26 protein-coding genes are annotated in these 25735 nt (G+C 63.9%); 16 read left to right on the forward strand and 10 right to left on the reverse strand.

Annotation, left to right across the window (positions count from 1 at the left end):
- Positions 1-93 precede the first annotated feature (93 nt).
- Together exaA and ACGLHT_RS08795 are read left to right on the forward strand one after the other, a co-directional pair.
- Positions 94-1989, forward strand: a complete 1896-nt coding sequence (exaA, locus tag ACGLHT_RS08790; RefSeq protein ID WP_025339558.1) for a quinoprotein ethanol dehydrogenase — start codon at positions 94-96, stop codon at positions 1987-1989.
- A 189-nt stretch (positions 1990-2178) separates the two neighbouring features.
- The gene (locus ACGLHT_RS08795) at positions 2179-2838 is read left to right on the forward strand and encodes a pentapeptide repeat-containing protein (protein WP_274119977.1); all 660 of its coding nucleotides are present in this window, start codon (positions 2179-2181) and stop codon (positions 2836-2838) included.
- Positions 2839-3018: 180 nt separating this feature from the next.
- On the opposite strand, the gene ACGLHT_RS08800 is transcribed toward ACGLHT_RS08795, so the two are convergent.
- Positions 3019-3657 carry a response regulator transcription factor gene (locus tag ACGLHT_RS08800; protein WP_087500778.1) on the reverse strand — a complete coding sequence of 213 codons (639 nt, stop codon included), beginning with the start codon at positions 3655-3657 and terminating at the stop codon, positions 3019-3021.
- Positions 3657-4931, reverse strand: coding sequence for a histidine kinase (locus tag ACGLHT_RS08805; RefSeq protein ID WP_137164256.1), 1275 nt, complete (start codon positions 4929-4931; stop codon positions 3657-3659). The genes ACGLHT_RS08800 and ACGLHT_RS08805 overlap by 1 nt, the downstream gene beginning before the upstream one ends.
- A 152-nt stretch (positions 4932-5083) precedes the next feature.
- On the opposite strand from ACGLHT_RS08805, the gene ACGLHT_RS08810 reads away from it, so the two are divergent.
- From ACGLHT_RS08810 to ACGLHT_RS08835, 6 genes are all read left to right on the forward strand, one after another.
- A complete protein-coding gene (locus tag ACGLHT_RS08810) occupies positions 5084-6277 on the forward strand; it encodes an ABC transporter substrate-binding protein (RefSeq protein WP_137164257.1) in 1194 nt (397 codons plus the stop codon).
- A 30-nt stretch (positions 6278-6307) separates the two neighbouring features.
- Positions 6308-7297, forward strand: a complete 990-nt coding sequence (locus ACGLHT_RS08815; protein ID WP_137164258.1) for a YVTN family beta-propeller repeat protein — start codon at positions 6308-6310, stop codon at positions 7295-7297.
- Positions 7294-8034 (forward strand): ABC transporter ATP-binding protein, encoded by a 741-nt coding sequence (locus ACGLHT_RS08820; protein ID WP_274119978.1) that lies wholly within the window; start codon positions 7294-7296, stop codon positions 8032-8034. Before ACGLHT_RS08815 ends, ACGLHT_RS08820 begins: the two co-directional genes overlap by 4 nt.
- Positions 8031-8822: an ABC transporter permease gene (locus ACGLHT_RS08825; protein ID WP_013972167.1), complete on the forward strand. Its 792-nt coding sequence runs from the start codon at positions 8031-8033 to the stop codon at positions 8820-8822. Before ACGLHT_RS08820 ends, ACGLHT_RS08825 begins: the two co-directional genes overlap by 4 nt.
- Positions 8823-9114: 292 nt before the next feature.
- On the forward strand, positions 9115-9675 hold the full coding sequence (locus tag ACGLHT_RS08830) for a PQQ-dependent catabolism-associated CXXCW motif protein (RefSeq protein WP_137164261.1): 561 nt from the start codon (positions 9115-9117) through the stop codon (positions 9673-9675).
- A gap of 57 nt (positions 9676-9732) precedes the next feature.
- Positions 9733-10398 (forward strand): response regulator transcription factor, encoded by a 666-nt coding sequence (locus tag ACGLHT_RS08835; protein ID WP_013972165.1) that lies wholly within the window; start codon positions 9733-9735, stop codon positions 10396-10398.
- Between the two features lie 172 nt (positions 10399-10570).
- On the opposite strand, the gene ACGLHT_RS08840 is transcribed toward ACGLHT_RS08835, so the two are convergent.
- The 4 genes from ACGLHT_RS08840 to ACGLHT_RS08855 all read right to left on the reverse strand — a co-directional run bounded on the left by ACGLHT_RS08840 (position 10571) and on the right by ACGLHT_RS08855 (position 16157).
- Positions 10571-12466, reverse strand: coding sequence for a NahK/ErcS family hybrid sensor histidine kinase/response regulator (locus tag ACGLHT_RS08840; RefSeq protein WP_274119980.1), 1896 nt, complete (start codon positions 12464-12466; stop codon positions 10571-10573).
- Positions 12435-13598, reverse strand: coding sequence for a nitric oxide-sensing protein NosP (gene nosP / locus ACGLHT_RS08845; protein WP_137164264.1), 1164 nt, complete (start codon positions 13596-13598; stop codon positions 12435-12437). Before nosP ends, ACGLHT_RS08840 begins: the two co-directional genes overlap by 32 nt.
- A 269-nt stretch (positions 13599-13867) precedes the next feature.
- On the reverse strand, positions 13868-15052 hold the full coding sequence (locus tag ACGLHT_RS08850) for a porin (RefSeq protein WP_003257627.1): 1185 nt from the start codon (positions 15050-15052) through the stop codon (positions 13868-13870).
- A gap of 217 nt (positions 15053-15269) precedes the next feature.
- A complete protein-coding gene (locus tag ACGLHT_RS08855) occupies positions 15270-16157 on the reverse strand; it encodes a MerR family transcriptional regulator (protein WP_137164266.1) in 888 nt (295 codons plus the stop codon).
- A gap of 154 nt (positions 16158-16311) precedes the next feature.
- On the opposite strand from ACGLHT_RS08855, the gene ACGLHT_RS08860 reads away from it, so the two are divergent.
- From ACGLHT_RS08860 to ACGLHT_RS08890, 7 genes are all read left to right on the forward strand, one after another.
- Positions 16312-16758, forward strand: a complete 447-nt coding sequence (locus ACGLHT_RS08860; protein ID WP_013972162.1) for a PAS domain S-box protein — start codon at positions 16312-16314, stop codon at positions 16756-16758.
- Positions 16759-16860: 102 nt separating this feature from the next.
- Positions 16861-17283 (forward strand): nuclear transport factor 2 family protein, encoded by a 423-nt coding sequence (locus tag ACGLHT_RS08865; RefSeq protein WP_015270038.1) that lies wholly within the window; start codon positions 16861-16863, stop codon positions 17281-17283.
- Complete coding sequence (locus ACGLHT_RS08870; protein WP_013972160.1) at positions 17280-18032, forward strand: SDR family oxidoreductase; 753 nt, start codon at positions 17280-17282, stop codon at positions 18030-18032. Before ACGLHT_RS08865 ends, ACGLHT_RS08870 begins: the two co-directional genes overlap by 4 nt.
- Positions 18033-18038: 6 nt before the next feature.
- On the forward strand, positions 18039-19286 hold the full coding sequence (locus tag ACGLHT_RS08875; RefSeq protein ID WP_013972159.1) for an NAD(P)/FAD-dependent oxidoreductase: 1248 nt from the start codon (positions 18039-18041) through the stop codon (positions 19284-19286).
- Entirely contained in the window at positions 19283-20092 is an 810-nt protein-coding gene (locus ACGLHT_RS08880) for a DUF1365 domain-containing protein (protein ID WP_274119982.1), read from the forward strand. The genes ACGLHT_RS08875 and ACGLHT_RS08880 overlap by 4 nt, the downstream gene beginning before the upstream one ends.
- On the forward strand, positions 20067-21329 hold the full coding sequence (locus ACGLHT_RS08885; protein WP_015270035.1) for a cyclopropane-fatty-acyl-phospholipid synthase family protein: 1263 nt from the start codon (positions 20067-20069) through the stop codon (positions 21327-21329). Before ACGLHT_RS08880 ends, ACGLHT_RS08885 begins: the two co-directional genes overlap by 26 nt.
- Positions 21329-21817 carry a DUF2878 domain-containing protein gene (locus ACGLHT_RS08890; protein ID WP_274119983.1) on the forward strand — a complete coding sequence of 163 codons (489 nt, stop codon included), beginning with the start codon at positions 21329-21331 and terminating at the stop codon, positions 21815-21817. The genes ACGLHT_RS08885 and ACGLHT_RS08890 overlap by 1 nt, the downstream gene beginning before the upstream one ends.
- Here ACGLHT_RS08890 and ACGLHT_RS08895 read toward each other — a convergent pair.
- Genes ACGLHT_RS08895 through ACGLHT_RS08905 form a run of 3 tightly spaced genes read right to left on the reverse strand, consistent with a single transcriptional unit; the run spans position 21755 to position 24025 of the window.
- Positions 21755-21937: a DUF2256 domain-containing protein gene (locus ACGLHT_RS08895; RefSeq protein ID WP_082810517.1), complete on the reverse strand. Its 183-nt coding sequence runs from the start codon at positions 21935-21937 to the stop codon at positions 21755-21757. The two genes, ACGLHT_RS08890 and ACGLHT_RS08895, sit on opposite strands and share 63 nt — an antisense overlap.
- Positions 21934-23460, reverse strand: a complete 1527-nt coding sequence (locus ACGLHT_RS08900; RefSeq protein ID WP_274119984.1) for a cryptochrome/photolyase family protein — start codon at positions 23458-23460, stop codon at positions 21934-21936. The genes ACGLHT_RS08895 and ACGLHT_RS08900 overlap by 4 nt, the downstream gene beginning before the upstream one ends.
- A gap of 43 nt (positions 23461-23503) precedes the next feature.
- On the reverse strand, positions 23504-24025 hold the full coding sequence (locus ACGLHT_RS08905) for a chalcone isomerase family protein (protein ID WP_023661871.1): 522 nt from the start codon (positions 24023-24025) through the stop codon (positions 23504-23506).
- A 158-nt stretch (positions 24026-24183) separates the two neighbouring features.
- Here ACGLHT_RS08905 and ACGLHT_RS08910 point away from each other — a divergent pair, with 158 nt between their 5' ends.
- Positions 24184-24954: an SDR family NAD(P)-dependent oxidoreductase gene (locus ACGLHT_RS08910; RefSeq protein WP_274119985.1), complete on the forward strand. Its 771-nt coding sequence runs from the start codon at positions 24184-24186 to the stop codon at positions 24952-24954.
- Between the two features lie 26 nt (positions 24955-24980).
- Here the strand turns inward: ACGLHT_RS08910 and ACGLHT_RS08915 are convergent, their stop codons facing one another.
- Positions 24981-25535, reverse strand: a complete 555-nt coding sequence (locus ACGLHT_RS08915) for a helix-turn-helix domain-containing protein (RefSeq protein ID WP_013972152.1) — start codon at positions 25533-25535, stop codon at positions 24981-24983.
- Positions 25536-25735: the final 200 nt, after the last annotated feature.

Here is a 25735-nt window from a genome sequence, read left to right on the forward strand (position 1 = left end):
TATTCCCGGCAAGGGCGGGACATTTTCCGTATCCGGCGATGCCCGCCCCGTCCCACCCTGTGCAGGCCAAAACCTCCACTGGGAACTGCAACCATGACAACAAGAACGCTACCCGCCCTTTCCCCTCTGGCCCTGAGCGTGCGGGCCTTGCTGCTGGCCGGTAGCCTGGCCCTGAGCAACGCGGCAATAGCCGCCACCGCCCCAGCCGCACCTGCCGGCAAGAACGTGACCTGGGAAGACATCGCCAACGACCACCTGACCACCCAGGACGTGCTGCAGTACGGCATGGGCACCAACGCCCAGCGCTGGAGCCCGCTGGCCCAGGTCAATGACCAGAACGTGTTCAAGCTGACCCCGGCCTGGTCCTATTCCTTCGGCGACGAAAAGCAGCGCGGCCAGGAATCCCAGGCCATCGTCAGTGACGGTGTGGTCTACGTCACCGGCTCCTATTCGCGGGTGTTCGCCCTCGATGCGAAAACCGGCAAGCGCCTGTGGACCTACAACCACCGCCTGCCGGACAACATTCGCCCCTGCTGCGATGTGGTCAACCGCGGCGCGGCGATCTACGGCGACAAGATCTACTTCGGCACCCTCGACGCGCGGGTCATCGCCCTCGACAAGCGCACCGGCAAAGTGGTGTGGAACAAGAAGTTCGGCGACCACGCCGCCGGCTACACCATGACCGGCGCCCCGGTGCTGATCAAGGACAAGACCAGCGGCAAGGTACTGCTGATCCACGGCAGCTCCGGCGATGAGTTCGGCGTGGTCGGCCAACTGTTCGCCCGCGACCCGGACACCGGTGAAGAGGTGTGGATGCGGCCCTTCGTCGAGGGCCACATGGGCCGCCTGAACGGCAAGGACAGCACGCCGACCGGTGACGTCAAGGCACCGTCCTGGCCGGACGACCCCACCACCGAAACCGGCAAGGTCGAAGCCTGGAGCCACGGCGGCGGCGCGCCCTGGCAAAGCGCCAGCTTCGACCCCGAGACCAACACCATCATTGTCGGTGCTGGCAACCCCGGCCCCTGGAACACCTGGGCGCGCACCTCGAAGGACGGCAACCCGCATGACTACGACAGCCTGTATACCTCAGGGCAGGTCGGCGTCGACCCGAGCACCGGTGAGGTGAAGTGGTTCTACCAGCACACGCCCAACGATGCCTGGGATTTCTCCGGCAACAACGAGCTGGTGCTGTTCGACTACAAGGGCAAGGACGGCAAGCTGGTCAAGGCCACCGGCCACGCCGACCGCAACGGTTTCTTCTACGTGGTGGACCGCAGCAACGGCAAACTGCAGAACGCCTTCCCCTTCGTCGACAACATCACCTGGGCCAGCCACATCGACCTCAAGACCGGGCGCCCGGTGGAAAACCCCGGGCAGCGCCCGGCCAAACCGCTGCCGGGAGAAACCAAGGGCAAGCCGGTGGAGGTCTCGCCACCCTTCCTTGGCGGCAAGAACTGGAACCCCATGGCCTACAGCCAGGACACCGGCCTGTTCTACATCCCTGGCAACCAGTGGAAGGAGGAGTACTGGACCGAGGAAGTGAACTACAAGAAGGGCTCGGCCTACCTGGGCATGGGCTTCCGCATCAAGCGCATGTATGACGACCACGTCGGCACCCTGCGCGCCATGGACCCGAGCACCGGCAAGCTGGTGTGGGAGCACAAGGAGCAGTTGCCGCTGTGGGCCGGCGTGCTGGCGACCAAGGGCAACCTGGTGTTCACCGGCACCGGCGACGGCTTCTTCAAGGCCTTCGACGCCAAGACGGGCAAGGAGCTGTGGAAGTTCCAGACCGGCAGCGGCATCGTCTCGCCGCCAATCACCTGGGAACAGGACGGCGAGCAGTACATCGGCGTGACCGTGGGCTACGGCGGCGCGGTGCCGCTGTGGGGCGGCGACATGGCCGAACTGACCAAGCCGGTGGCCCAGGGTGGTTCGTTCTGGGTGTTCAAGATCCCCAGCTGGGACAACAAGACTGCACAGCGTTGACTGCATGAGTTGACCTGCAGTGCAGCCTATTGCTTGTAGGAGCAGCCTTGTGCTGCGAAGAGGCCATTACAGCCGAAGCAGATCTGTTGCCTTGCTGGCCTCTTCGCAGCACAAGGCTGCTCCTACAGGCGATGGGCCGCAAAGCGGCCCCAGGGTGCATACCCGACTTCACATTGAGAGCCTTTCGCCATGAACTACCTGCCACTTGCCTTGCTGATCGTGCTGGCCCCTGCCATGGCCGAGAATGCCGACGACGTTGGCAACGATACCCCCCTGACCATCAACGGCTGCGTGATTGCCGAAGCCAGCCAGTGCCCGGGGGCCGACCTGCGGGGCGCCAACCTGGCCAACCAGAACCTGCGCAAGATGAACCTGGCCGGCGCCGACCTGCGCAATGCCGACCTGCGCCATGCCCGGCTGGACCTGGCCAACCTGGAAAAGGCCAACCTGCAAGGCGCCAACCTGACCCGCGCCAGCCTGCAGCAGAGCAACCTGCGCCTGGCCGACCTGAGCCATGGCCGGCTCGTTGCGATTCAGGGCTGGGGCCTGTTTGCCCAGGGTGCGCAATTTGCCAAGGCCGACCTCAGCGCGGCCTACCTGCAGTTCGCAAGGTTGTCAGGGGCAAAGATGCAGCAGGCCAACCTGCGCGCGGCGGACCTGGAAATGGCCTGGCTGAGCAAGGCTGATCTGCAAGGGGCCGACCTTGGCGATGCCAACCTGCAGGAGGCCAAGTTTGGCCAGAGCAACCTGGCCCGCGCCGACTTGCGCGGGGCGCGGCAGCACTACGGGAATTTTCAAGAGGCCAACATGGAGGGGTGCAAGGGGTGCCCCGAGACCTGGGACAATTGAGCCCGATATTCCCGCCTTGCGCAGCCCCCCTGTAGGAGCGGCCTTGTGTCGCGATGGGCTGCAAAGCAGCCCCGACGATTGCTGCGTTGACGCTGAAGCCCCTGGGGGCCGCTTTGCGGCCCATCGCGACACAAGGCCGCTCCTACAAGGCTCTGCGCAGAGTCCAGATAGCAGAACACCTCACCCCGCCACCCGCACCACCCCCAGATCAATCCCCAGGTGCACCAGCTCGGCATGGGAGCTGACCTGCAACTTGCTCTTTAGCAAGGTCAGGTGGTTGGACACGGTCTTGGCGCTGATGCACAGCTGCTCGGCAATCCCCCGCACCGGTGTGCCCTTGGCAAGCATCACAAAAATCTCCAGCTCACGCTGGGTCATGCGCTGCAGGCGCGGGTCGCTGGCATTGTGCTGTGAGGTGCAGGCCAGCTGGGTGGCCAGGGGCTGTTCGATATAGGCATGCCCGGCCAACACCCGCTGCACCGCCTCGATCAGCACTTCGGGCGCCGAGTTCTTGGTCAGGTAGCCCGAGGCCCCGGCATCCAGCGCCTGGCGCACCAGCGGCAGTTCGTCATGCATGCTGAAGAACAGCACCCGCAATTGCGGCAGGCGCTGGCGCAGGCGCCGGGTGGTTTCCAGGCCGCTGATGCCTGGCAGGCCGAAGTCCATGATCACCAGGTTGGGCACCTGCTCCTGAACCCGGGCCAGCGCCTCTTCGCCACTGGCAGCCTCACGCACCTGTATTGTCGGCAGCACTGCCCGCAACAGGCTGGCATAGCCCTGGCGGACCACGGCGTGGTCATCGACCAACACGATATTCATCACACCTCCATGGGAATGTTCAGGTCCAGCGCCCAGCCGGCCCCAGGGCGGCTGAGGATGCGCAGTTCACCGCCCAGGCTGCGGGCGCGCTCGGCCATCGAGTGCAGGCCTACCCCGGGGCGCTGGGGCTGGCTGGCACCGCAACCGTTGTCGCGAACCAGCAGGCGCAAGCCCTTGGCGCTGCGTTGCAGGCGCACCCGCACCTGGCTGGCGCCGGCGTGCCGGGCGACGTTGGTCAATGCCTCCTGCAGCAAGCGATACAGATGCGTCCTGCTCGGCCCGGGCAGCGCCGGCAACTGCTCGCCGACCCGCAGGCGGCAATCGATACCCTGGCTGGCCTGCCATTGGCTCACCAGCAGGCCAAAGGCTTCGGCCAGCGGCATGTGCTGCAACGCCAGCGGGTACAGGTCATGTACCAGGGCGCGGAAACCTTGCTGCAGGCGTTCACAATCGAGCTCCAGGGTGCGTGTCGTCTGCGCCACCGCGGTGGGCTGGTCGGCGACCATGCGCAGCAGGCAGAGCTGGGCCCGAATACCCGCCAGGTATTGCCCGAGGTCGTCGTGCAGGGTCTGCGCCAGCTGGGTGCGTTCCTGCTCCTGCACCGCCAGCAGGGCCTGGGTAAGTTGGGTATTGTCGCAGCGGGCCTGCTCCAGAGACGCGGTCATGCGGTTGAAGTGCTCCGCCAATTGGCGCGCCTCCGGCAGGCCGGCCTCGCGCAGGCGTGCGGTCAATTGCCCACCCGAGACCTGGCGCAAGGCCTGCAGCAGCTCGTCCAACAGGCCCATGCCCCGCCGCACCGCCCAGCGGATGGTCAACAAGCTCAGCAACAACGCCAGGCCGCACAGGACCAACAGCTGCTGCAGGGAGTCGCGGACCTCGTCGATTTCATCCCGCGCATCCACGGCAATCATTACCCGGCGGCCGTCACCCAGCTCCAGCAGCCGGCTGCTGTCATGGCGCTGGCCGAGCAGCTGGCGGCCCAGCCAGCCATCCAGGCCGGCCTCCTGCGGCAGCTGCGCGGCTTCATCCGCCGCCAGCCAGTGCACCCGCACATGGCGCAGGCTTTGCGTCAGCCGTGGTTGCAGGCTCTGCGGGGCGCGTTCGGCGGTGTCGCCGAGGTACGCCACCACGGCTTGCGCCGACTGCAACTCCCGCTCCACATCAGCCACCGCCTGGCGCAACAGCACCCCGGCACAGGCCAGCGTCACCAGCGCGAAGCAACAGGTGACCCAGAGGTTGATTCGCCACAGGGCCGACAGGTTGACAAGGCGCATGGGCAATTCTCCTCCAGGGGCTGCGGTTCATCGTAAAACCCGGGCCCGTGTGGTGAATTACTACCTTGGTACCGGCCGAGCGCTACTTTCTGCATATTTCCCCCTCCCCGGCGGGCTTCCTATGCTGGCGCCATCTGCCGTGGAGTTGCCTTATGCGCCAGCCTGCCCACCTTGCCCTGACCTGCCTGCTGGCCCTGGCCGCGACGCTTTCTGCGAGCCCGGCGCCCGCCGCGCAGGCCCAGGCCGCGGAACCGTTGCAGGTGCGCATCGGCTACCTCGGCTATCGCCCCGATCCCGGCCCGCTGCTGTCCAACATCCTTCCCGAGCCCACCGATGCCGGGCTGCAGGGCGCCGAACTGGCGATTGTCGACAGCAACAGCAGCGGGCGTTTTCTCAAGCAGGAATTCCACCTGGCCAATGCCAGCGTCGACAGCCCCGAAGCCCTGCTGCAAGCCGCCAAGGCCCAGCATGACCAGGGCCTGCGGCTGTTCGTGGTGAATGCCCCCGCCGCCAGCCTGCGCGCGCTGTCTGCCGCCCTGCCCGACAGCCTGCTGTTCAACGCCGGCAGCCCGGACGACAGCCTGCGCAGCAGCCAGTGCCTGGGCAATGTGCTGCACAGCCTGCCCAGCCGCGCCATGCTGGCCGATGCCCTGGCGCAATTTCTGGTACTGCGCAAATGGCAGCGAGCGCTGTTGATCGTCGGCCAGACCGACGACGACCGCGCCTACGCGGCTGCCCTGCGCCGGTCCATGAAGCGCTTTGGCATGCAGCTGGTCGCGGAGAAAGCCTGGACATTCGACAACGACCAGCGCCGCAGCGCCCAGGCCGACATGCCGCTGTTCACCCAAACCGCCGAGTACGATGTGGTGCTGGTGGCCGACGAGCGCGGCGACTTCGGCGAGTACCTGCCCTACCAGACCTGGTACCCGCGCCCAGTGGCCGGCACCCAGGGCCTGACCCCCACCGGCTGGCACAAGACCGTGGAAACCTTCGGCGCGGCGCAGTTGCAAAAGCGCTTCGAAGCCCAGGCCGGGCGCTGGATGAACGACCGCGACTTCGCCGCCTGGATGGCCGTGCGCAGCGTCGCCAGCGCAGTGAGCAAACTGCGCCAGGCCGAGCCCCGCGCCCTGCAGCAACTGCTGCTCAGCGAGCAGTTGCCGCTGGACGGTTTCAAGGGCCGCAAGCTCAGCTACCGCCCGTGGAACGGCGAGCTGCGCCAGCCAATCCCGCTGGTGCAGCCGCGGGCCCTGGTCAGCACCTCGCCGCAGGAGGGCTTCCTGCACCCGTTCAACGAAATGGACAGCCTGGGCTACGACAAGCCCGAAGTGACCTGCGGCTACCCCTGACCCGATAACCACAACAAAAAGGATTTCGCCATGCGTCGCTCCCCGTTTCACCGGGCACTGCTTTACCCCAGCCTGCTGTCGGGCGCCCTGGCGCTTGCCGGCGGGCATGCCGTGGCCGCCACCGCCTGGGTGTCGAACGAGAAGGACAACAGCCTCAGCCTGATCGACATGCACACCCTGCAAGTCACCGAGACCCTGCCGGTGGGCCAGCGCCCGCGCGGCCTGCTGCTGTCCCACGACAACACGCTGCTGTACATCTGCGCCAGCGATTCGGACCGGGTGCAGGTGATGGACGTGGCCACCCGCAAGATCATCAAGGAGCTGCCCTCCGGCAAGGACCCCGAGCAGTTCGCCCTGCACCCCAACGACCGCTGGTTGTACGTGTCCAACGAGGACGACGCGCTGGTGACAGTGATCGACACCCAGACCGACAAGGTGCTCGGGCAGATCGACGTCGGCATCGAGCCCGAAGGCATGGCGGTGAGCCCGGATGGCAAGTGGGCGGTCAACACCAGCGAAACCACCAACATGCTGCACTGGATCGACACCAGCACCCAGACCCTGGCGGACAGCACCCCGGTGGACCAGCGACCGCGCTTCGTCGAGTTCAGCCAGGACGGCTCGCGGCTGTGGGCCTCGGCAGAAATCGGCGGCACGGTGACCATCCTCGACGTGGCCAGCCGCCAGGTGCTGAAAACCCTCAACTTCCAGATCAAGGGCGTGCACCCGGACAAGGTCCAGCCGGTAGGCATCAAGCTCAGCGCCGATGGCAAGTACGCGTTCGTCGCCCTGGGCCCGGCCAACCATGTGGCGGTGGTCGATGCCAAGACCTACGAAGTACTCGACTACCTGCTGGTGGGCCGGCGGGTCTGGCAATTGGCGTTCACCCCGGACCAGAGCCATTTGCTGGCCACCAACGGGGTCAGTGGCGACGTTTCGGTGATCGATGCAAAAAACCTCAAGGTGCTCAAGTCGGTGAAGGTCGGCCGCTACCCCTGGGGCGTGGTGGTGACGCCATGAATACCCTCGAAGTCAGTGACGTGAGCTTTGCCTACGGCCAGCGCGAGGCGCTCAGGCAAGTCGGCTTCAGCCTGGCGCCCGGGCGCTTTGCCGCCTTGCTGGGCCCCAATGGCGCCGGCAAGTCGACCTTGATCGCCCTGCTCACCCGCTTGTACGACCTGCAGCATGGCGACATCCGCGTGTGCGGCTGCTCGCTGCGCAACGCCACACGCCCGGCCTTGCGCCAGCTGGGCGTGGTGTTCCAGCAAAGCACCCTCGACCTGGACCTGAGCGTGGAGCAGAACCTGCGCTACCACGCCTCGCTGCACGGCCTGTCGCGGCGCCAGGGCAATATTCGGGTCGATGCCGAGTTGGCCCGCCAGGGCCTCGATGAGCGGCGAAGCGAACCGGTCCGGGCGCTGAACATCGGCCATCGGCGCCGGGTGGAAATTGCCCGCGCGCTGCTGCATGAGCCGCGTTTGCTGTTGCTCGACGAGGCCAGCGTCGGCCTCGACCCGGCCAGCCGCCTGGCGCTCAACCAGCACCTGCGGCTGCTGTGCCGCGAGCAGCGCCTCAGTGTGCTGTGGACCACCCATCTGCTGGACGAAGTGCAGCCCAGCGATGACCTGCTGATCCTGCATGAAGGGCGCCTGGTGGCCAGCGGCACGGCCGACGCCCTGAGCCTGGAGCACGGCGGTGACCTCGACCATGCCTTTGCCTGCCTGACCAGCGCCCCCACAGGAGCCAATGCCCGATGAACGCTTACTGGCAGTGCTTCAACGGCATTCTCCTGCGCGAGTGCCTGCGTTTCGTCCTGCAGCGCACCCGTTTTCTCAGCGCCCTGGTGCGCCCGCTGCTGTGGCTGCTGGTGTTCGCCGCCGGCTTTCGCGCGGCCCTGGGCATTGCGATCATCGAGCCCTACGACACCTACATCCCCTACGAGGTGTACATCATCCCGGGCCTTGCCTGCATGATCCTGCTGTTCAACGGCATGCAGGGCTCGCTGTCGATGGTCTATGACCGGGAGATGGGCAGCATGCGCGTGTTGCTGACCAGCCCATTGCCGCGGCCCTTCCTGCTCGGCAGCAAGCTGCTGGCAACCTCGTTGATCTCCCTGCTGCAGGTGTACGCCTTCCTTGCCATTGCCTGGTTGTATGGCGTGCAGCCACCGGCTGCGGGCCTGTTGCTGGCGCTACCGGCGTTGTTGCTGGTGGCGCTGATGCTCAGCGCCCTGGGGCTGTTGCTGTCGAATGCGATTCGCCAGCTGGAGAACTTTGCCGGGGTGATGAACTTCGTGATATTCCCGCTGTTCTTCCTGTCCTCGGCGCTGTACCCGTTGTGGAAGATGCGTGAGGCCAGCCAGTGGCTGTACTGGCTGTGTGCAGTGAACCCGTTCACCCATGCCGTGGAGCTGGTGCGCTTTGCCTTGTATGAGCGCTTCAACCCGCTGGCGCTGGCGGTATGCCTGGGGCTGACCGTGCTGTTCACCCTGCTGGCGATCCTTACCTTCAACCCCCAGCATGCGGCGCTGCGCAAGCCGCGCTGATTGGCAGCTGTCTCCCTCCGGACCCTTCGCCGAACCCGTTGAAGGAACACGGTCCGTGTGGGAGCGGGTTTACCCGCGAAGAAGACAACGCGGTGCATGGCACCGGCTTCGCCGGTGTTCGCGGGTAAACCCGCTCCCACAGGGATCGCGCATGCATTCAGATATTGGGCAGGATCAGGCCAGAGGCGCCCGGCTTTCTACTACTTTGGTACTGCCTTTGCTGTCTGATCGTCGCATTCACAATGCACCGCCACTGGCATGTAATGGGCCTATAACAAAAAGGACAAACCCCATGCCACATGCCCTGCCCCGGCTGCCACGCCCATTGCTGGCGGCGCTTTCCCTGAGCCTGACGCTGGGCATCGCCCAGGCCGACACCACGCCGCTATTCTCCGCCGACGGCTATCGCACCACCCTCTACCGCAGCCCGACCCCACAACAGGTCGAGGGCGGCCAGGTCATCGACACTGCCACCCTGCAAGGCCTGCTGGGGCACACCCCCCAGCCGGTGCTGATCGACGTCTACCGCCGCCAATGGCTGCAAGGCCGCTTCATCGAAGATGAACCCCACGCCAACATCCCCGGCAGCCGCTGGCTGGCCAACACCGGCGACGGTGAGCTGAGCCCGGCGTGGCACGATTACTTCGTGCGCAACCTGCAACAAGCCACCGCGGGGCGCACGGAGCAACCGCTGGTCTTTTACTGCCGCTCCGATTGCTGGTTAAGCTGGAACGCGGTAAAACGCGCGAAAGCCCTGGGCTATAAGAATCTGTATTGGTACCGCGACGGCCTGGACGCCTGGCAGCAGGCCAACCTGCCGCTGCAGCCGGCGCAGCCAGAACCCTTCCCCTGAATTCATCGCCTGCGAACGCGTGCCCGCTCCATCCAATAAAAACGAGGTGAAAAGGCCATGTACAAAATTCTGATTGCCGACGATCACCCCCTGTTTCGCGAAGCCATCCACAACGTTATCAGCGATGGCTTCCAGGGCAGCGAAGTCATGGAAACTGCCGACCTGGACAGCGCCCTGGCGCTGACCCACGAGCACGACGACCTCGACCTGATCCTGCTCGACCTGAACATGCCCGGCATGCATGGCCTCAATGGCCTGATCACCCTGCGCAACGAGGCACCGACCACGCCGGTGGTGATCGTCTCGGCCGAGCAGGAAAAGCAGATCGTGCTGCAGGCCATCACTTATGGTGCGGTGGGCTTCATCACCAAGTCCTCGCCCCGCTCACAGATGATCGAGGCGATCGAGCAGATCCTCAATGGCAACGTCTACCTGCCGCCCGACATCATCCGTGCCCAGAAAAGCAGCACCAGCCGGCGCCTGAACGATGCCCCGAGTTTCCCGCCGGAGATGCTCCAGGCCCTGACCCGCAAGCAGCTGCTGGTGCTCGAGCGCATGACCAAGGGCGAGTCGAACAAGCAGATCGCCTACACCCTGGATATCGCCGAGACTACGGTCAAGGCCCATGTTTCGGCAATCCTGCGCAAACTCAACGTGCACAACCGGGTGCAGGCCATCCTAAGTGCCGGTGATATCGATTTCGGTGATTACCTGCGGCGTTGACCTGGTCCCTGCTCCATTGCCCAGGCTACCTCATTGCCCTGTAGGAGCAGCCTTGTGCTGCGAAGAGGCCGGCAAGGCAATAATCTTCTCTAGCAGTAATGGACTCTTCGCAGCGCAAGGCTGCTCCTACACGTACTGAGCAGCCTTTGGGTCCGATTGTCTGGCATCACGGCTAGGCCTGGCTGCCCAGCAAATGGCTCATCGCCGCCTTCAGCTTCATCGGCCGCACCGGCTTGTGCATCAGGGTGTGGCCCAGCTCGCGGATCTGTTGCTTGAGCTCGTTGCTGTAGTTGGCGGTGATCATCATCGCCGGCAAGGGCTGGGCGCGGCGGGCATTGATCCGCGCCACGGCGTCGACGCCATTGCAGTCGTTGTCCAGGTGGTAGTCGGCGATCAGCAGGTCGGCCTCGGCATGGTAGTTGTCCACCTGGCGCGCCAGGTCCTCCTCCGACAGCGCGGTGACCACCCGGCAACCCCACCCCTCCAGCAGGGTGCGCATGCCAGCGCAAATCGCCGCATCGTTATCCAGTACCCACACCCGCGCCCCGCGCAGGCGTTCGAGCATCGGCTCGCTGATTGCCTGGCTCGGCTGGGCCTTGGGCGCGGTGGTGCTCAGCGGCACTTCGACAGCGAACACTGAGCCTTTGCCAAGCCATGAGCGCACCCGAATCCGGTGGCCAAGAATGCCGGCGATCTTTTCCACGATCGCCAGGCCCAGGCCCAAGCCACGGTCCTGGTCCGGGCGCTGCACATCGCCGCGCCTGAACTCCTGGAACATTTCTTCCAGGTGCTCTTCGGCGATACCGATCCCACTGTCCCATACCTCGATCCGCAAGCCGCCACGCTGGCGCCGGCAGCCCAGCACCACGCGGCCGCTGCGGGTGTAGCGGATGGCATTGCTGAGCAGGTTGCGCAGGATCCGCGCCAGCAGCTGAATGTCACTGCGCACCACGGCGGAGCAGCCCACGAAATGCAGCTCAAGCCCTTCGCTGCGCGCCACCTGGGCGTATTCGGCAGCGAGGTTGTCCATCAGTTCGCGCAGGGCGAACGGGGCGACATCGGCCTTGATCACGCCGGCATCGAGCTTGGAAATATCCACCAATGTACCTAGCAGGTTCTCCACATCCTCCAGCGAGTTGCTGACATTACGCACCAGGTGAGCACTGTTGTGCGGCTCGCGGTGTTCGAGCAAGGCGCTGGTGAACAGCCGCGCCGCGTTCAGTGGCTGCAGCAAGTCATGGCTGACGGCGGCAAGGAACTTGGTTTTCGACAGGTTGGCCTGCTCGGCCTCGCGCTTGGCCTCGCGCAGGCGCGATTCCACCCGGCTACGCTCCTCGATTTCGCGCAGCAGCTGCTCGTTGAGGCTGGTCAGCTCGGCCGTGCGCTCGCGTACCCGTTGCTCCAGGTGCTGATACGCCTGGTGCAGCGCCTGTGCGGTATTGCGTCGCTCGGTGATATCGCGGATCAACACGAAGATGCCCACCACTTCGCCATTGGCCAGGCGGTTCGGCACGTAGGAGCGCAGCATGTAGCGTTCCTGGCCGTTGATGTTGGTTTCGGCAAACTCGAAGGTTACGCTCTCCCCCGCCAGCGCCCGCGCCACGTAGGCCTCCAGGCGCTGGTAATGCTGCTCGCTGTGGGCTTCGCGCAGGCTCTGGCCCAGCATCACGCCACGAGGCCAGCAATACCATTCTTCATAGACCTTGTTGGTGAATTCGTAGACCAGGTCGGCATTCAGGTAAGCGATCAGCGCCGGTACATGGTCGGTGATCAGGCGGATCTGGTGCTGGTGTGCCGTCTCGGCCCGCTGCCGGGCCTCGCTGAGCAGGTGGTTGACGGCCTTGAGCTCGGCCATGGCCTGGTTCAGCGCTTCGGTGCGTTCGCGCACCTGCTCGGCCAGCACCACCGAATGCTGAAACGCGGCATAAGGGTCGTTGCCACGCGTGACGCCGGACTCGATACGCTCGATCAGGGCGCCGTTGATACGCTGCAGCTTGTGGTTCTGGTGCTGCAGCCGGGCGACCTCGGCCTGCAGTTCAGCGACCGACAGGAGGCCGGTTGCGGGCAATGGCGACTCCGGTGAAGGTCTGGTTGATGTGCATGCCATCGAACTGTTCTCCGTAGGTGTTGAAGCCGATCACCCGCTGCTCGCGCAGGAACGTACCGACCGCTTCCAGCCCGTCCCGGGCTTCCAGCTCCAGCCGCCGCAGGAAGCAATCGCAACCGATGGTCAGCAGCAGCGGGCCGAGGCGCTGCTGCAAGCCGTCGAACAACTGGTGCAGGTTCGGCAACAGCGGGCCCGGGGTCATGGCGGTAAGCACGATGCCGTTTTCCACAGCGCAGTAGAAACTCAGGCTCAGGTCCGGGTGCACCTGCTGTATCGCCCGCACGTAATACTGGTCGTGGATGCGCACGGCCAGCGGATGGGCAGCGAACACACGATGATCGAGCTCGGCCACCGGCACGCCGATGTGCCGGGCGTATTCCTCGGCAGCTGGCTCGGCATTCAGTTCGAAGACCCGGCGCTGGGCACTGTCGGCGCCGGTGACCACCAGCTTTTCCTGGCGCGGCAGGATGTGGTGGGTGGTGAACACTTCGAAGTCGAGCCAGGTATTGACCAGCACCACCACCGCCGCGCCGTGGTGGAACGCGCCGCCGAAATACACGTGGGTGCGGGTCAGGTAGTTGTCGTCGCCGGCCGAGCCGCCGAAATGCGGGATGTCGCCCAGGGCCGCACTGAGGGCGGCAAGCACCATTTCCTCACGGCTGGACAAGCCGTCGAGCAGGGTCAGGGCAAAGCTGTGGCCCTTGATCGGCGCCAGGTTATTGCTGCGGCAGGTGCCGACCAGGCGCTCGACCATCTGCTGGGCGTCGATCAGGCTGAAGCGCTCCATTTCATCGATCAGCTCGGTGGCGATGGAAAAGTGCCGATGATCGAACCCGACTGCCGTTATGCAATTGCGGCCGTAGCCCAGTGGGGTGATTTCGCCGGCGCTGGTGCAACCGACCAGGCGGATGCCGCCAAAACCCTGCTCCAGGGCTTCGCCCAAGGCCTGCAGGTCGTATTCGGCGGAGCAGAAGAACAGCACGAAGCCCAGGTGCGGGTGCAGCAACTGCGCCGCCAGCTCCTGGGCTGCCTGCCGGGCGTCGGTTGCCTGGGACATGGCGCTGACCACACCGTCGTTGTGAGCCTGCTGCATCGTGGTCTCCGGCGCGGGGTGGCTGAGTGATGAGTGTACGAAGGCGATCATCGACGACGAATGCTACTTGGGTAGCGGGTGGGCGGTTCGATGGACGTAATATCACCGGCATGCGCGGGACCTTGTAGGAGCGGCCTTGTGTCGCGAAAGGGCTGCAAAGCAGCCCCAGCAATTTGTGCATCGCTGCTGAAATCCTGGGGCCGCTTTGCGGCCCTTTCGCGACACAAGGCCGCTCCTACAATTGACCGTGTTGCCCGGTCTGGCAAGGCTTACCAGGTCAACACCGCCCCCACCGCAAAGGTATCGGTGTCTTCGTTCTGGTCACTGGTTTCATGGCCGTCGATGGAAAACTGGTTGTACTCGGCAACCAGCTTGAGGTTGTCGTTGACGTCATGGAACAGCGCCACGCCACGGGTTTCATAATCCGCACCACTGCCCACCGCACCGTTGCCATCGTCCTTGGTCTTGCCATACGACAGCGCCACCCGGTTCTTGCCGACCTTGTAGGAGCCCTGCAGCAGGTAGCCGTCGCTGTCGACATTGCGCAAGGTCGGTTCGCCAGCGTTGTTGGTGAAGAACGGGTTGATGCCCTTGGCCTGGAACCCCGAGCCGGTCAGCGACAGCCCCCCCATCTTCGCCTGCACACCGTAGCCGACACCTTTGGAGGTGACCGACTGCACCGCCGGGTCGGTGTTGTCGGAGGTCTGGTAGCTGCCGTTGAGCCAGCTGTAGATCTGCGCCCCACCCAGGTCGAACTGGTAGGTGATCTCGCTTTCGGTACGCGGGTTTTCCTGGTAGGCCTTGCCGGTCGGGCTGCTGTCGTTGGTGTCCACCGGGTCCATGATGCCCACCGCCACCCGCAGGCCGTCCATCACTGGGGTGCGATAGGTGATCTGCGAGGTGGGGAACGGGTACGGGTAGCCGCTACCGATGTTGCCGAACGAGACCCCGCCGCCGTCAACCAGCCCCAGGGTGTCACTGACCTGGCCATAACCGGCCAGCAGTTCGTCGAGCAGGATATTGGAACGGGCGAACAGCCCGAAGTCCTTGCCGATCAGCACCTCACCCCACTCGGGGTTGGCCACGGTGCCGTAGAACTGGCGCACGTCGATGGCGGTGTCGGTACCGTTGGTTTCGCTGTCGTTGATGGTCACCCAGAACGAGGCTCGCGCGCCGAGCTTCAGGTCATCCACCTGCTTGCCCATGTTGAAGCCCAGGTAGTTGGGCAGAAAGCCCATCTTCACCCGTGACTGGCGGCGATCGAACTGCTCGCCCTGCCGATCGACATCGCTGTTGACGTAGAAGGCGTTGATATAGCCGTCGGTGGAAAACGTCGTCTGGTCCTTGTCGTACAGCATGATCTCGGCCTGGGCCAGGCTGCTCAGGCAAAGGGTCGACAGGCTGACGGTAACAGCCGCCAGCAAACGTGGGGACAGATTCTTATTGTTGTACATGGCGCGCTCCGAAACGGGGACGGGATGTCGGAGGCGATTATCAGAAGCTGGCAAACAGCCAGAAACGCTGCCTTGGAGGGGGCTGCCAGATGCTTTGGGCCTGCGCGCGCGGCGTGATGATTCCGGCCCAGGACCGGGTTACGCCCAGAGGCAAGACTTCTGGCGTAACCCACAGGAGCAGGCGAGGATCAGTACGGCAGACTACGGCGGGCCCCTGTCAAAGGTCCAGGGCACCACTGAGCAAGGCGTTCAGCATGGGTGCGACGTCAGCGCGCTGCTCGTCCAGCAGACACAGCGGGAGGCCTTGCCAGGCTGGTTGTAAATCGGCCAATCCCTCGCCAATCAAGGCCAGCGGACAAACGATTGCCATTTGCAGCGAACGCAGCCGCCTGGCCAAGGCAGGGTCCACCGGCACCTGGACCTTGATCACCACTGCCGCGGGCTGCATTGCTGCACACAGCATGGGTATTTCTTCCAGCGGCTGCCTGCAACCGAGCACTTCGATGCGTTGCTGCTCGCTGCTCAACAGCAGCCCGGTGCACAACACCTGCAGTTCGGCTTGCCCCTCGGTGCCTGCCAGCAGCACGCGCGGTGCATCGGCCTGGTTCATCTGCAGGCGCATCAGCAGGCGGGCGCGCAGGAACATGTCCAGAAACAGCCATTGGCTACGCTGGCCCGGCGCAATGCCTGAGGCCAGGCCATGCCAGACTGGCATCAGCACATCACGCAGCACGGTGGCCTTGGGCAGGACGGTGAACAACTGCCCATGGATGCTTTCCAGCGCTTGTGTATCGAATGCCTTGGTTGCACGCTCCACGGCAGCGCGCCAGTCGTCGAACGCCGAGTGCTGCTGCACCGGCGCATCCGGCTGGCCTGCGAGCATGCCGCCTACCTTGCTGATGGGCACCCCATTGCCGGTCCAGCGCAAGATGTCGCGTATGCGCTGGACATCGCGAGCGCTATAAAGGCGATGGCCGCCCTCGGTGCGCTGCGGGCTTATCAACCCATGGCGCCGCTCCCATGCCCGCAAGGTCACCGGATTGATGCCGGTCAGGCTGACCACATCGCGCATGGGTAGCAAATCGGCTGGGGTGGCGTCAGTCATGATGAGGGTTTATCTGGGGGGTGGCACATTCTAAACCCATATGCACCTTCTGCGGCGAGCCTCCTTGGGTCATCATGCAACAAACGGCGCCGAGGCCTTCTGCACGCAGGCCAGGCTACGCACTTCGCATCCTAAATGCCTGTAGGTGGGCCCCATGATCAACGCGAAACTCATGCAACTGATGGTCGAGCATTCCAACGATGGCATCGTCGTCGCAGAGCAGGAGGGCGACGACAGCATCCTTATCTACGCCAACCCCGCCTTCGAGCGCCTGACCGGCTATCGCGCCGAGGACATCCTGTATCAGGACTGCCGTTTTCTGCAGGGCGACGATCATGACCAGGCAGGCCTTGCCAACATCCGCGAGGCGATCCGTGGAGGCCTGCCGTGCTGCCAGGTGCTGCGCAATTACCGCAAGGACGGGAGCTTGTTCTGGAACGAGTTGTCCGTCACGCCGGTGTACAACGAGGCGGACCAGTTGACGTACTACATCGGCATCCAGCGCGATGTCACAGCGCAGATTTTCGCTGAGGAGAAACTACGCGAGCTGGAGGCCGAGGTGGCTGAATTGCGCCGACAACTGGGCCAGGCGGAGCGCTGAACAAAACCTATACAAGATCGTTGACTTGTATAGATTTACGCTTAGACTTCAGATATACCTGTACAACAAGCCATTTCTGTACAGGATTTCCTGGAGTCCAGCATGTCAGCGTATCTGCAGCAATTCGCCGAGCACTTCAGCAGACTCGACGGGGGCAACCTCGGCACCCTTGAAAAGCTGTACAGCGACGATGTCACTTTTCGCGATCCGTTGCATCAGATCCAGGGGCTGCGGGCTCTGCGAACCTATTTCGCGCAGTTGTACGCCAACGCTCACGACATTCGCTATGCCTTTTCCAGCATCGACGAAGTGATGCCCGGGCAAGGTTACCTGCGCTGGACCCTGCAGTTTCGCCACCCACGCCTGGCCCGCGGTCAGCAGATCAGCTTGCAGGGATGCAGTTACCTGCAATGGCATGACCGGGTCCATTTTCACCAGGACTATTTCGACGCAGCAGCCCTGCTCTACGAACATGTTCCAGTCATGGGCGGTGCGATTCGATGGCTCAAAGGCCGGATGGCATGAGCCGCTGCTGGCTGACAGGCGCAAGCAGCGGTATCGGTGCCGCACTTGCACAATGCCTGCTGGAGCAAGGCCACCAGGTCGCCTTGGGCGCACGGCATGCAGATCGTCTGGCCCCGTTGGCTGAACGTTTTCCCGGGCAGGTGCTGCTGGCCATTGGCGACCTGGACGACCCCGTACAGGTCGCCGGGATCGCAACCCGTATCGAGCAGGCCTGGGGAGCGCTGGACAGGGTGATCCTCAATGCAGGCACCTGCGAGTACCTGGAGCCGGACCATTTCGACCCTGCCTTGGTCGAGCGTGTGGTCCGTACCAATTTCCTTGCTGTCAGCTACTGCCTGGCAGCGGCCCTGCCCTTGCTTCGCGCCGGTCAACGCCCTCATCTGGTGGTCATGGGCAGTTCGGTGACCTGGCTGGCCTTGCCCCGTGCCGGCGCCTATGGCGCGTCCAAGGCAGCCGTGCGTTATCTGGTGGAATCGCAGCGCATCGACCTGGCCCGCGAAGGCATCGCCGTCACCCTCGTCAACCCGGGCTTTGTCGACACGCCATTGACCCGTCGCAACGATTTCCCCATGCCGCAGCTGTGGTCGGCGCAGCGCGCAGCCAGCCATATTGCCAAACGCCTTCCCGAGCGCCCGCTGGAAATCAACTTCCCCCGGCTTTTCATCCTGGTATTGCGCCTGCTTGGCGCACTGCCCGCGCGCCTGCGCCTGGGGCTTGGGCAACGCCTTGCCCGTCATGAACAGGAATGATGATCCATGCGTATAGCAATCATCGGCAGCGGCATTGCAGGGCTGTCCTGCGCTCATCTGCTGTCACGCAAGCATGAGGTGACGGTTTTCGAAGCCGAGAAATGGATCGGGGGCCACACGCATACCCTCGATGTGATCTGGCAGGGTGAACGCCATGCAATAGATACCGGCTTCATCGTCTTCAATGACTGGACCTACCCGCACTTCATCCGCTTGCTCGACCATCTGAAGGTCGCCTCACGGCCGACCGAAATGAGTTTCTCGGTGCATGATCCGGTCACTGGCCTGGAATACAACGGGCACGACCTGAATACCCTGTTCGCCCAACGCCGCAACCTGGTGTCCCCGGGGTTCTGGGGGATGCTACGGGATATTCTGCGTTTCAATCGTCAGGCACTCGCCGACCTGGATAACCAGCGTATCGATGCCAACGCGACCCTGGGCGCCTACCTCCGGGCTCAGCGCTATGGACAGCGCTTCATCGACCATTACATCGTACCGATGGGGTCGGCGATCTGGTCGATGTCCCGCGCGGACATGCTCGGCTTCCCACTTGCGTTCTTTGTGCGGTTTTGTCGCAACCACGGCTTGTTGTCGGTCAACCAACGTCCACAGTGGCGCGTGATCGAAGGGGGTTCGCGCAGCTATGTCAGTCCGCTGTGCCGGCCGTTTGCCGGGCGCATCCGCCTCGACTGCAAGGTTTTCCGGGTCAGCCGCGACGAAGGTGGCGTCACCCTGACGAGCGCTGCCGGTACCGAGCGTTTCGACAATGTGGTGTTCGCCTGCCACAGCGACCAGGCCCTGGCTTTGCTCGAAGCGCCGAGCGTGCAGGAACGGGAAGTGCTCGGCGCCATCGGTTATGCCAGCAACGATGTGGTGCTGCACACCGATACCCGTCTGCTACCCCGCCGCAAGCGCGCCTGGGCCAGCTGGAACTACCGTCTCGGCGGGCCGCAGCAGGCGCCTGCCGCGCTGACCTACAACATGAACATTCTGCAAGGTATCCAGGCACCGACGACCTTCTGCGTGAGCCTCAACCAGACCGCGCTGGTGGATCCGGCGCAGATCATTGCCCGCTTCCAGTACGACCATCCGCAATACAGCCTTGCGGCGTGCGCCGCGCAGGCGCGCCAGGCGCAGCTGCAGGGCCAGCGCCACAGTTACTTCTGCGGCGCCTACTGGGGCAACGGCTTTCACGAGGATGGCGTAGTCAGTGCGTTGAAGGTGGCCGCGCATTTCGGAGAGCACCTGTGAACAGCAGCCTTTGCGTGGGCTGGGTCAGCCACCGGCGCCTGGCGCCGCGCCCCCACGCCTTCCGCTACAGGATCGGCATGTTCTACCTAGACCTGGACGAGCAAGCCTTGCTGACAGGCCTGTCACGCTGGCTGTGGCGCTGGCGCCTGGCGCCGCTCAGCTGGAACCAGGCAGATTACCTGCCAGCCCAGACCCGCCGGGGCGAGTCCCTGGCCCAGGCTGCACGCTTGCTGGTGCGCAGCGCGACGGGAGAAATGCCTGAGGGGCCGGTGCACCTGCTCACGCAATTGCGTTGCTGGGGGCTGTCGTTCAACCCGGTCAGTTTCTATTTCTGCCATGACCGCGACGGACGGCTGACGGCAATCCTGCTGGAGGTGCGAAACACACCATGGCGTGAACGCTTCCATTACGTGCTGCCGGTGCGCGGAAACCTTGCCGGGCCCTTCACCGTCGCCAAGGCCTTCCATGTGTCGCCGTTCATGCCACTGCACATGGACTATCGCTTGCGCTTCGCCCTGGACGCTGAACATGTGCGCATCCACATGGAGAACTGGCAAGGCGATAGCAAGGTGTTCGAGGCCGACCTGGCCTTGCAACGCCAGGCGCTGGATAGAGCCGCTGTGCACCGATACGTACTGGCCTTCCCATGGATGAGCCTGCGCACCGTCTCGGCCATTTACTGGCAGGCATTGCGCCTGCTGTTCAAACGCACACCCGTCCATGACCACACGGCCAGCCAGCGTGACCTGGCGCTCGGCCATTCCTGCGAGGACCCTGATGATGTCGAACCCCACCCTGAGCGTTAGCAAGTTCGCAGGCCTCGGGCCATTGTTCGGCGGGCTGGCACGAAATGCCGTGCTCGCCCGGCTGGGCAGGCTGCGCCATGGCCACCTGCGCCTGCTCAGCCACGGGCAGCAGTGGAGTTTCGGTGACGCCCACAGCCCGTTGCAGGCCGAGGTGGAGATCCTTGATGACATCACCTGGGGCCTGATAGCCGGCAATGGCTCGATCGGTGCTGGCGAAGCCTACATTCACGGCTATTGGCGCAGTCCCGACCTGGCGCTGGTGACTCGTCTGTTCGTCGCAAACCTTGAGGTACTTGACGCCCTCGAGGGGGGCCTGGCCCGCTTCGGCCGCCCTGCCCTGCGGTTGCAGCACAAACTCAACCGCAACAACAGGCGTGGTGCCCGCCGCAATATTCTGGCGCACTACGATCTGGGCAATGCCCTGTTCGAGCGGCTGCTCGACCCCACCATGATGTATTCGGCAGCTCAGTTCGAACACCCGGGGCAGACACTGGAGCAAGCACAGCTGCACAAGCTGGAGCGCATCTGCCAGAAGCTGGAGCTGAGCCCTGCCGACCACCTGCTGGAGATCGGCTGCGGGTGGGGCAGCCTGGCAATCCACGCCGCCACCCGATATGGCTGCAAGGTCACCACCACCACGCTTTCCGAGGCGCAGTACAGCCATACTCTGCAACGCGTTCAGGCCCTGGGGCTGGAGCAGCGCGTGAAAGTGCTTCGCGAAGACTACCGCGATCTTCAAGGCACCTTCGACAAACTGGTCTCGATCGAGATGATCGAGGCTGTCGGCCACCGTTACCTGCCGGTGTATTTCCGCCAGTGCGCCTCGCTACTCAAGCCCGACGGCCTGATGCTGTTGCAAGCGATCACCATACGCGACCAGCGCTATGAGCAGGCGCGGCGGTCGGTCGATTTCATCCAGCGCTACATCTTCCCCGGTGGCGCCCTGCCTTCGTTGAGCGTGATGCTGGAAACTGCCAGCCGGCACACCGCACTCAACCTCTTGCACATGGAAGATTTCGGCCAGGACTATGCCCACACATTGCGGCATTGGCGAGAAAACCTGCGCCAGGCACGCGCAGCGTTGACGGACCTTGGCTACGACGACATGTTCCAGCGCCTGTGGGAGTTCTACCTGTGTTACTGCCAAGGCGGTTTCGAGGAGCGCACCATCGGTGTCGCGCATCTGCTCTGGGCAGCGCCCCAGGCACGGCGCGCGCCCTTGCCTGGCAGTGCCTGATGAGCCGTGGCTGGCTGCTCGCCAATGCCTTGTGGCTACAGGCTGGCTGGTGGCTATGCGTACTGGGGGCCGAAAAGCCCTTCCTGTCGATGCTGGTGATTGCTGGCCTGGCGGTGCATCTGAGCCTGTGCCCGGCCGTCCACGCAGAGGTCAAGGCGCTGTTGCTGGTAACGCCGGTCGGGTGTGTGCTGGATAGCGTGCTGGGCGCGCTGGGCGTGTTCAGCTTCGACACCTGGCCATTGCCGCTGTGGCTTGCGCTGCTGTGGCTGGTACTGGCCAGCGGCATGCGCCACAGCCTGGCATGGGCCGACAGGCACTGGCAGCTCGGTGCACTGCTGGGTGCAGTTGGCGGCCCGCTGGCCTATGTAGGCGGAGCGGGGCTGGCAAATGTCGACTTGCCCATGGGCCCACTGGTAACCGGCCTGCTACTGATGCCGATATGGGCCGTTACCCTCCCCCTGCTCGTGCGCCTTGCGGTGCGGTGCTGACTTGCGGCATCGTTCGGAGCAGTAGCGCACCTGCTCCCAGCAACGTGACCAGCGCTTGCGCCAGTTGAACGGCCGCCCACACACCACGCAGACCTTGCTGGGCAAAAGACCCTTTTTCATACCGGCTGCGCCGCATCGAGTCGCGCCAAAAGTGACTGGCCACGCTGCCAGATGGCATCGCGACGGTCAGCCGACATGCCATCGAGGTTTCGATAGACCAGCGCCAGACGCGGGTTGGCCGAAAGCAGGTGGCGATGACGGATGAGAAAATGCCAGTACAGGGCATTGAACGGGCAGGCGTCCTCCTCGGCCACCTGGTCAACCCTGTAACTGCAGGCCTTGCAATGATCGGACATGCGCTGGATGTAGCGACCGCTGGCGCAGTAAGGCTTGGAGCCCAGGTAGCCGCCGTCGGCGTACATCACCATACCAAGCGTGTTGGGCAGTTCGACCCAGTCGAAGGCATCCATGTAGACAGCCAGGTACCACTCACAGATTGCGGTGGGCGCGATACCGGCCAACAAGGCGAAGTTGCCGGTGACCATCAGGCGCTGGATATGGTGAGCGTAACCCAAGCGAAGGGTTTGCCCGATGGCCTGCTCCATGCAGCGCATGCGGGTGCGACCGGTCCAGTAGAATTCCGGCAACGCTCGCTCGTTACCCAGGTAATTGAGCGCGGCATACTCCGGCATGCGCAGCCAATAGATGCCGCGTACATACTCACGCCAGCCGATCAGCTGGCGGATGAAGCCCTCTGCTGCATTGAGCGGCACTCGCCCCTCGCGCCAGGCCTTGTCGACCCCGTCGCATAGAAAACGCACATCAAGAAGCCCGATGTTGAGTGCTGCACTGATGCGCGCATGGAACAGGTACGGCTCGCCCTCGGCCATCGCATCCTGGTAGTCACCGAAAGCCGCCAGGCCGAAATCCAGAAAGTGTTGCCAGAGCTGCTGTGCCTCGGCATGGGTCACCGGGTAGTCGAAACCGTCGATGGCTCCGTAGTGGTCGCTGAAGCGTTGCCGTACCAGGGCTATGACTGCAGCTGTGATGTCGTCCTGTGCGAAATGTGCGGCGAAGGGGCCACGTAGCTGGCGAGGCAAGGCCTTGCGGTTGTCGCCATCGAGATTCCAGGTTCCACCTGCCGGGCTGCCGTCAGGCTCCAGCAGCAGGCCGGTGCGTTTGCGCATGCCACGGTAGAAGTGTTCCATGCGCAGTTGGCCGCGCTCCCGGGCCCAGCGCGCGAAAGCTTCGCGAGAGCATAGAAATCGCGTGTCGCGATGCCACACAAGCGGCAGTGCGGCATCGCGCAACGCCTGCTCCAGGCGCCACTCTCCGCACTCGGTCAGGTGAATATGCGTGGCTCCCAGGGCCTGCTGCCAGCGCCGCAACTCGCCAACGATGGTTCCGCTGTTGCCGTCATCATCGAGTTGCACATAATGCACCTGCCAACCGCGCTCGCGCAGTGCCAGTGCGAAGTGCCGCATGGCGCTGAAGATCAGGACGATCTTCAGCGGATGATGCGGCACGTACCTGGCCTCCCCTTCCACTTCCGCCATCAGCACAGCATCGCGGGCAGGATCGAGGGCGTTGAGGCTTGCCAGGTCGAAGGACAGCTGGTCACCCAGTACCAGACCCAGGCGCATCTTCAGGCTACCCCTGGCTGGTCAGCGTTACCGTTATGCAGATTCATGGCATGCCCCCCAGCAGACGCTGACGCAGTTGTTGATCCCTGGCCCGCGGATCGAGCCAGATGGCGAAGAACGCCCGTGCAAAAACGGGGTCGGCGACCGCCCGGCTGAGTTTGCCATCGACGTAGAAGCGGCAGCCCTGCCCCGGCATGTACAAGCCGGTGATGCGCATGCCTGGCTGTACATCCACAAACGCCTGCTGCATGGCTTGGGACCACGCCGCGCGCCGCTGCGGCGTCACGTTTTCAGGTGCCAGCCGGTACATTTCCTCGAGGCTGGCCTGTACCAGCGTGTCCCTGGACAGGCTTCGGTGATAGGCGAGCTCAAGGGCAAAAGGCCGGCTCCAGTCCTGGACCGGACCTGCCGCCCAGAGCTGTGCGGTGTAAAGGCGCAAGCCAAACCAGCTGAACTCACCGACGCCCAGCCGTTGCGCTGCCGGCAGCTCCGCTCGCCAGTCCGCCGCCTCCGACAGGGCAGTCAATAGCAGGCAAAGCCAGGCCCAACGAGTTGTGTGCCCCATACTGACCTCGAGCACGTGAAATACCTATACAATATTAGAAACTATGTACAGTTTTTTATGAGGTTGTACAACTTTTACTTGCGGGTCTCAGGGCCTTGTTTCGGCAGAGCCAGTGACAGTGGCATACCAGCGTCGGCGCCGGCAAAGGAGGCAGTTCAGTGAGCCTTATCAATAACCTTCATACCCCCGCCAACGTGCTGGTCTGCGGAGCCAGCCAGGGGATCGGCCTTGCACTGTGCACCCAGCTGCTGGCGCGCGACGACATCGGACGGGTGTTTGCCGTCTCGCGACATGCCACCAGCAGCCCTGCGCTGGATGCTTTGTTCGCCGAGCACCCACGACAGTTGGTTCGCATCGACTGCGACGCGTGTTCCGAAGTGGCACTGCAAACACTGGCGGCGCGGGTGGGAGCCTGCTGCAACCACTTGAACCTTGTATTTTGCACGCTTGGGGTGCTGCAAGCGCCGCCCGCGCGGGCCGAAAAAGCGCTGACACAGGTAGATATGGCGGGGCTGCTGGCCAGCTTCACGACCAACTGTTTCGCCCCTGTCCTGCTGCTCAGGCACTTGCTGCCCTTGTTGCGACAGCAACCGATGACCTATGTGGCGCTGTCGGCGCGGGTCGGGTCGATCAGCGACAATCATCTTGGCGGGTGGTACAGCTATCGCGCCAGCAAGGCCGCGCTCAACCAGCTTATGCTTACCGCGAGCATCGAGCTCAAGCGACTGAACCCTGCTTCCACGGTACTGTTGCTGCATCCCGGGACCACCGACACCCGCCTTTCCCAACCCTTTCAGGGCAATGTGGCGCCAGGAAAACTGTTCTCGCCGGCGTTTGCAGCGACATGCATCCTAGCGCTGGTGAGCCGACACGGCCCGGAACAGAGCGGTACATTCTGGGCGTGGGACGGGACACCGATTGCCTGGTGACTCCAGAGCCAGCCTGGATTCCCCTCTCAGCTGAATACCCAGAGCACGCGGGTGAGCTTGTCTGTCAGGTTGGCGTAACGAAAGCTCGCGTGGGGTTGCAGCTGAAAACTGTCATTGGCGCGCAGCGTTACCGGCTCGCCGCCATCCAGCCAGACGGTCAGTTCGCCTTCGAGCACGAAGCAGCCCTGCTCCGAGCTGTCATCCAGGTACTCCTCGCCACTGCTGGCCCCCGGCTCCAGGTGGCTGTCGAGCATGGAGAACGCGCCCGTTATCGTGGGGGATGCCAGCACATCGGTGATGCCACCGGCCAGGTGAAGGGTACGACGCTCGTGAGGGCGGGTGACCCAGTCGAGCTCGCGGGGCTGGTCCAGCTTGTAGAAATAGGCCGTGGAGACGCCGAGCTCTTCGCTGATAGCCGTGAGGTCGGCCACGGTTGGGCGGGATACGCCCCGTTCGACCTGGGACAGAAAGCCCACCGAACGGCCGATGCGCTGCGCCAGTTCGCCCAGTGTCAGGCCCTTGAACTTGCGCAGGTCGCGAATCAGTACGGCCAGGCCTTCGATCTCTTCGTGCACTTTCATGGTTGAATCGCGACTACGGATGGGAAAATTGATGCCCTGAAAAGTACATGATTCATTTCACAAAGCAAGATGCTTCGCGGCATTGCAAGATGCCGGCGACGATATGCCTGCGACTGTCTAGCCCAGACTCCAGAAGTTTGTGCGATCCCTGTGGGAGCGGGTTTACCCGCGAACACGGACGAAGTCCGTGCCATCCACCG

This window comes from Pseudomonas sp. PsB, from assembly GCF_043658375.1.
Taxonomy (GTDB): Bacteria; Pseudomonadota; Gammaproteobacteria; order Pseudomonadales; family Pseudomonadaceae; genus Aquipseudomonas; species Aquipseudomonas putida_Z.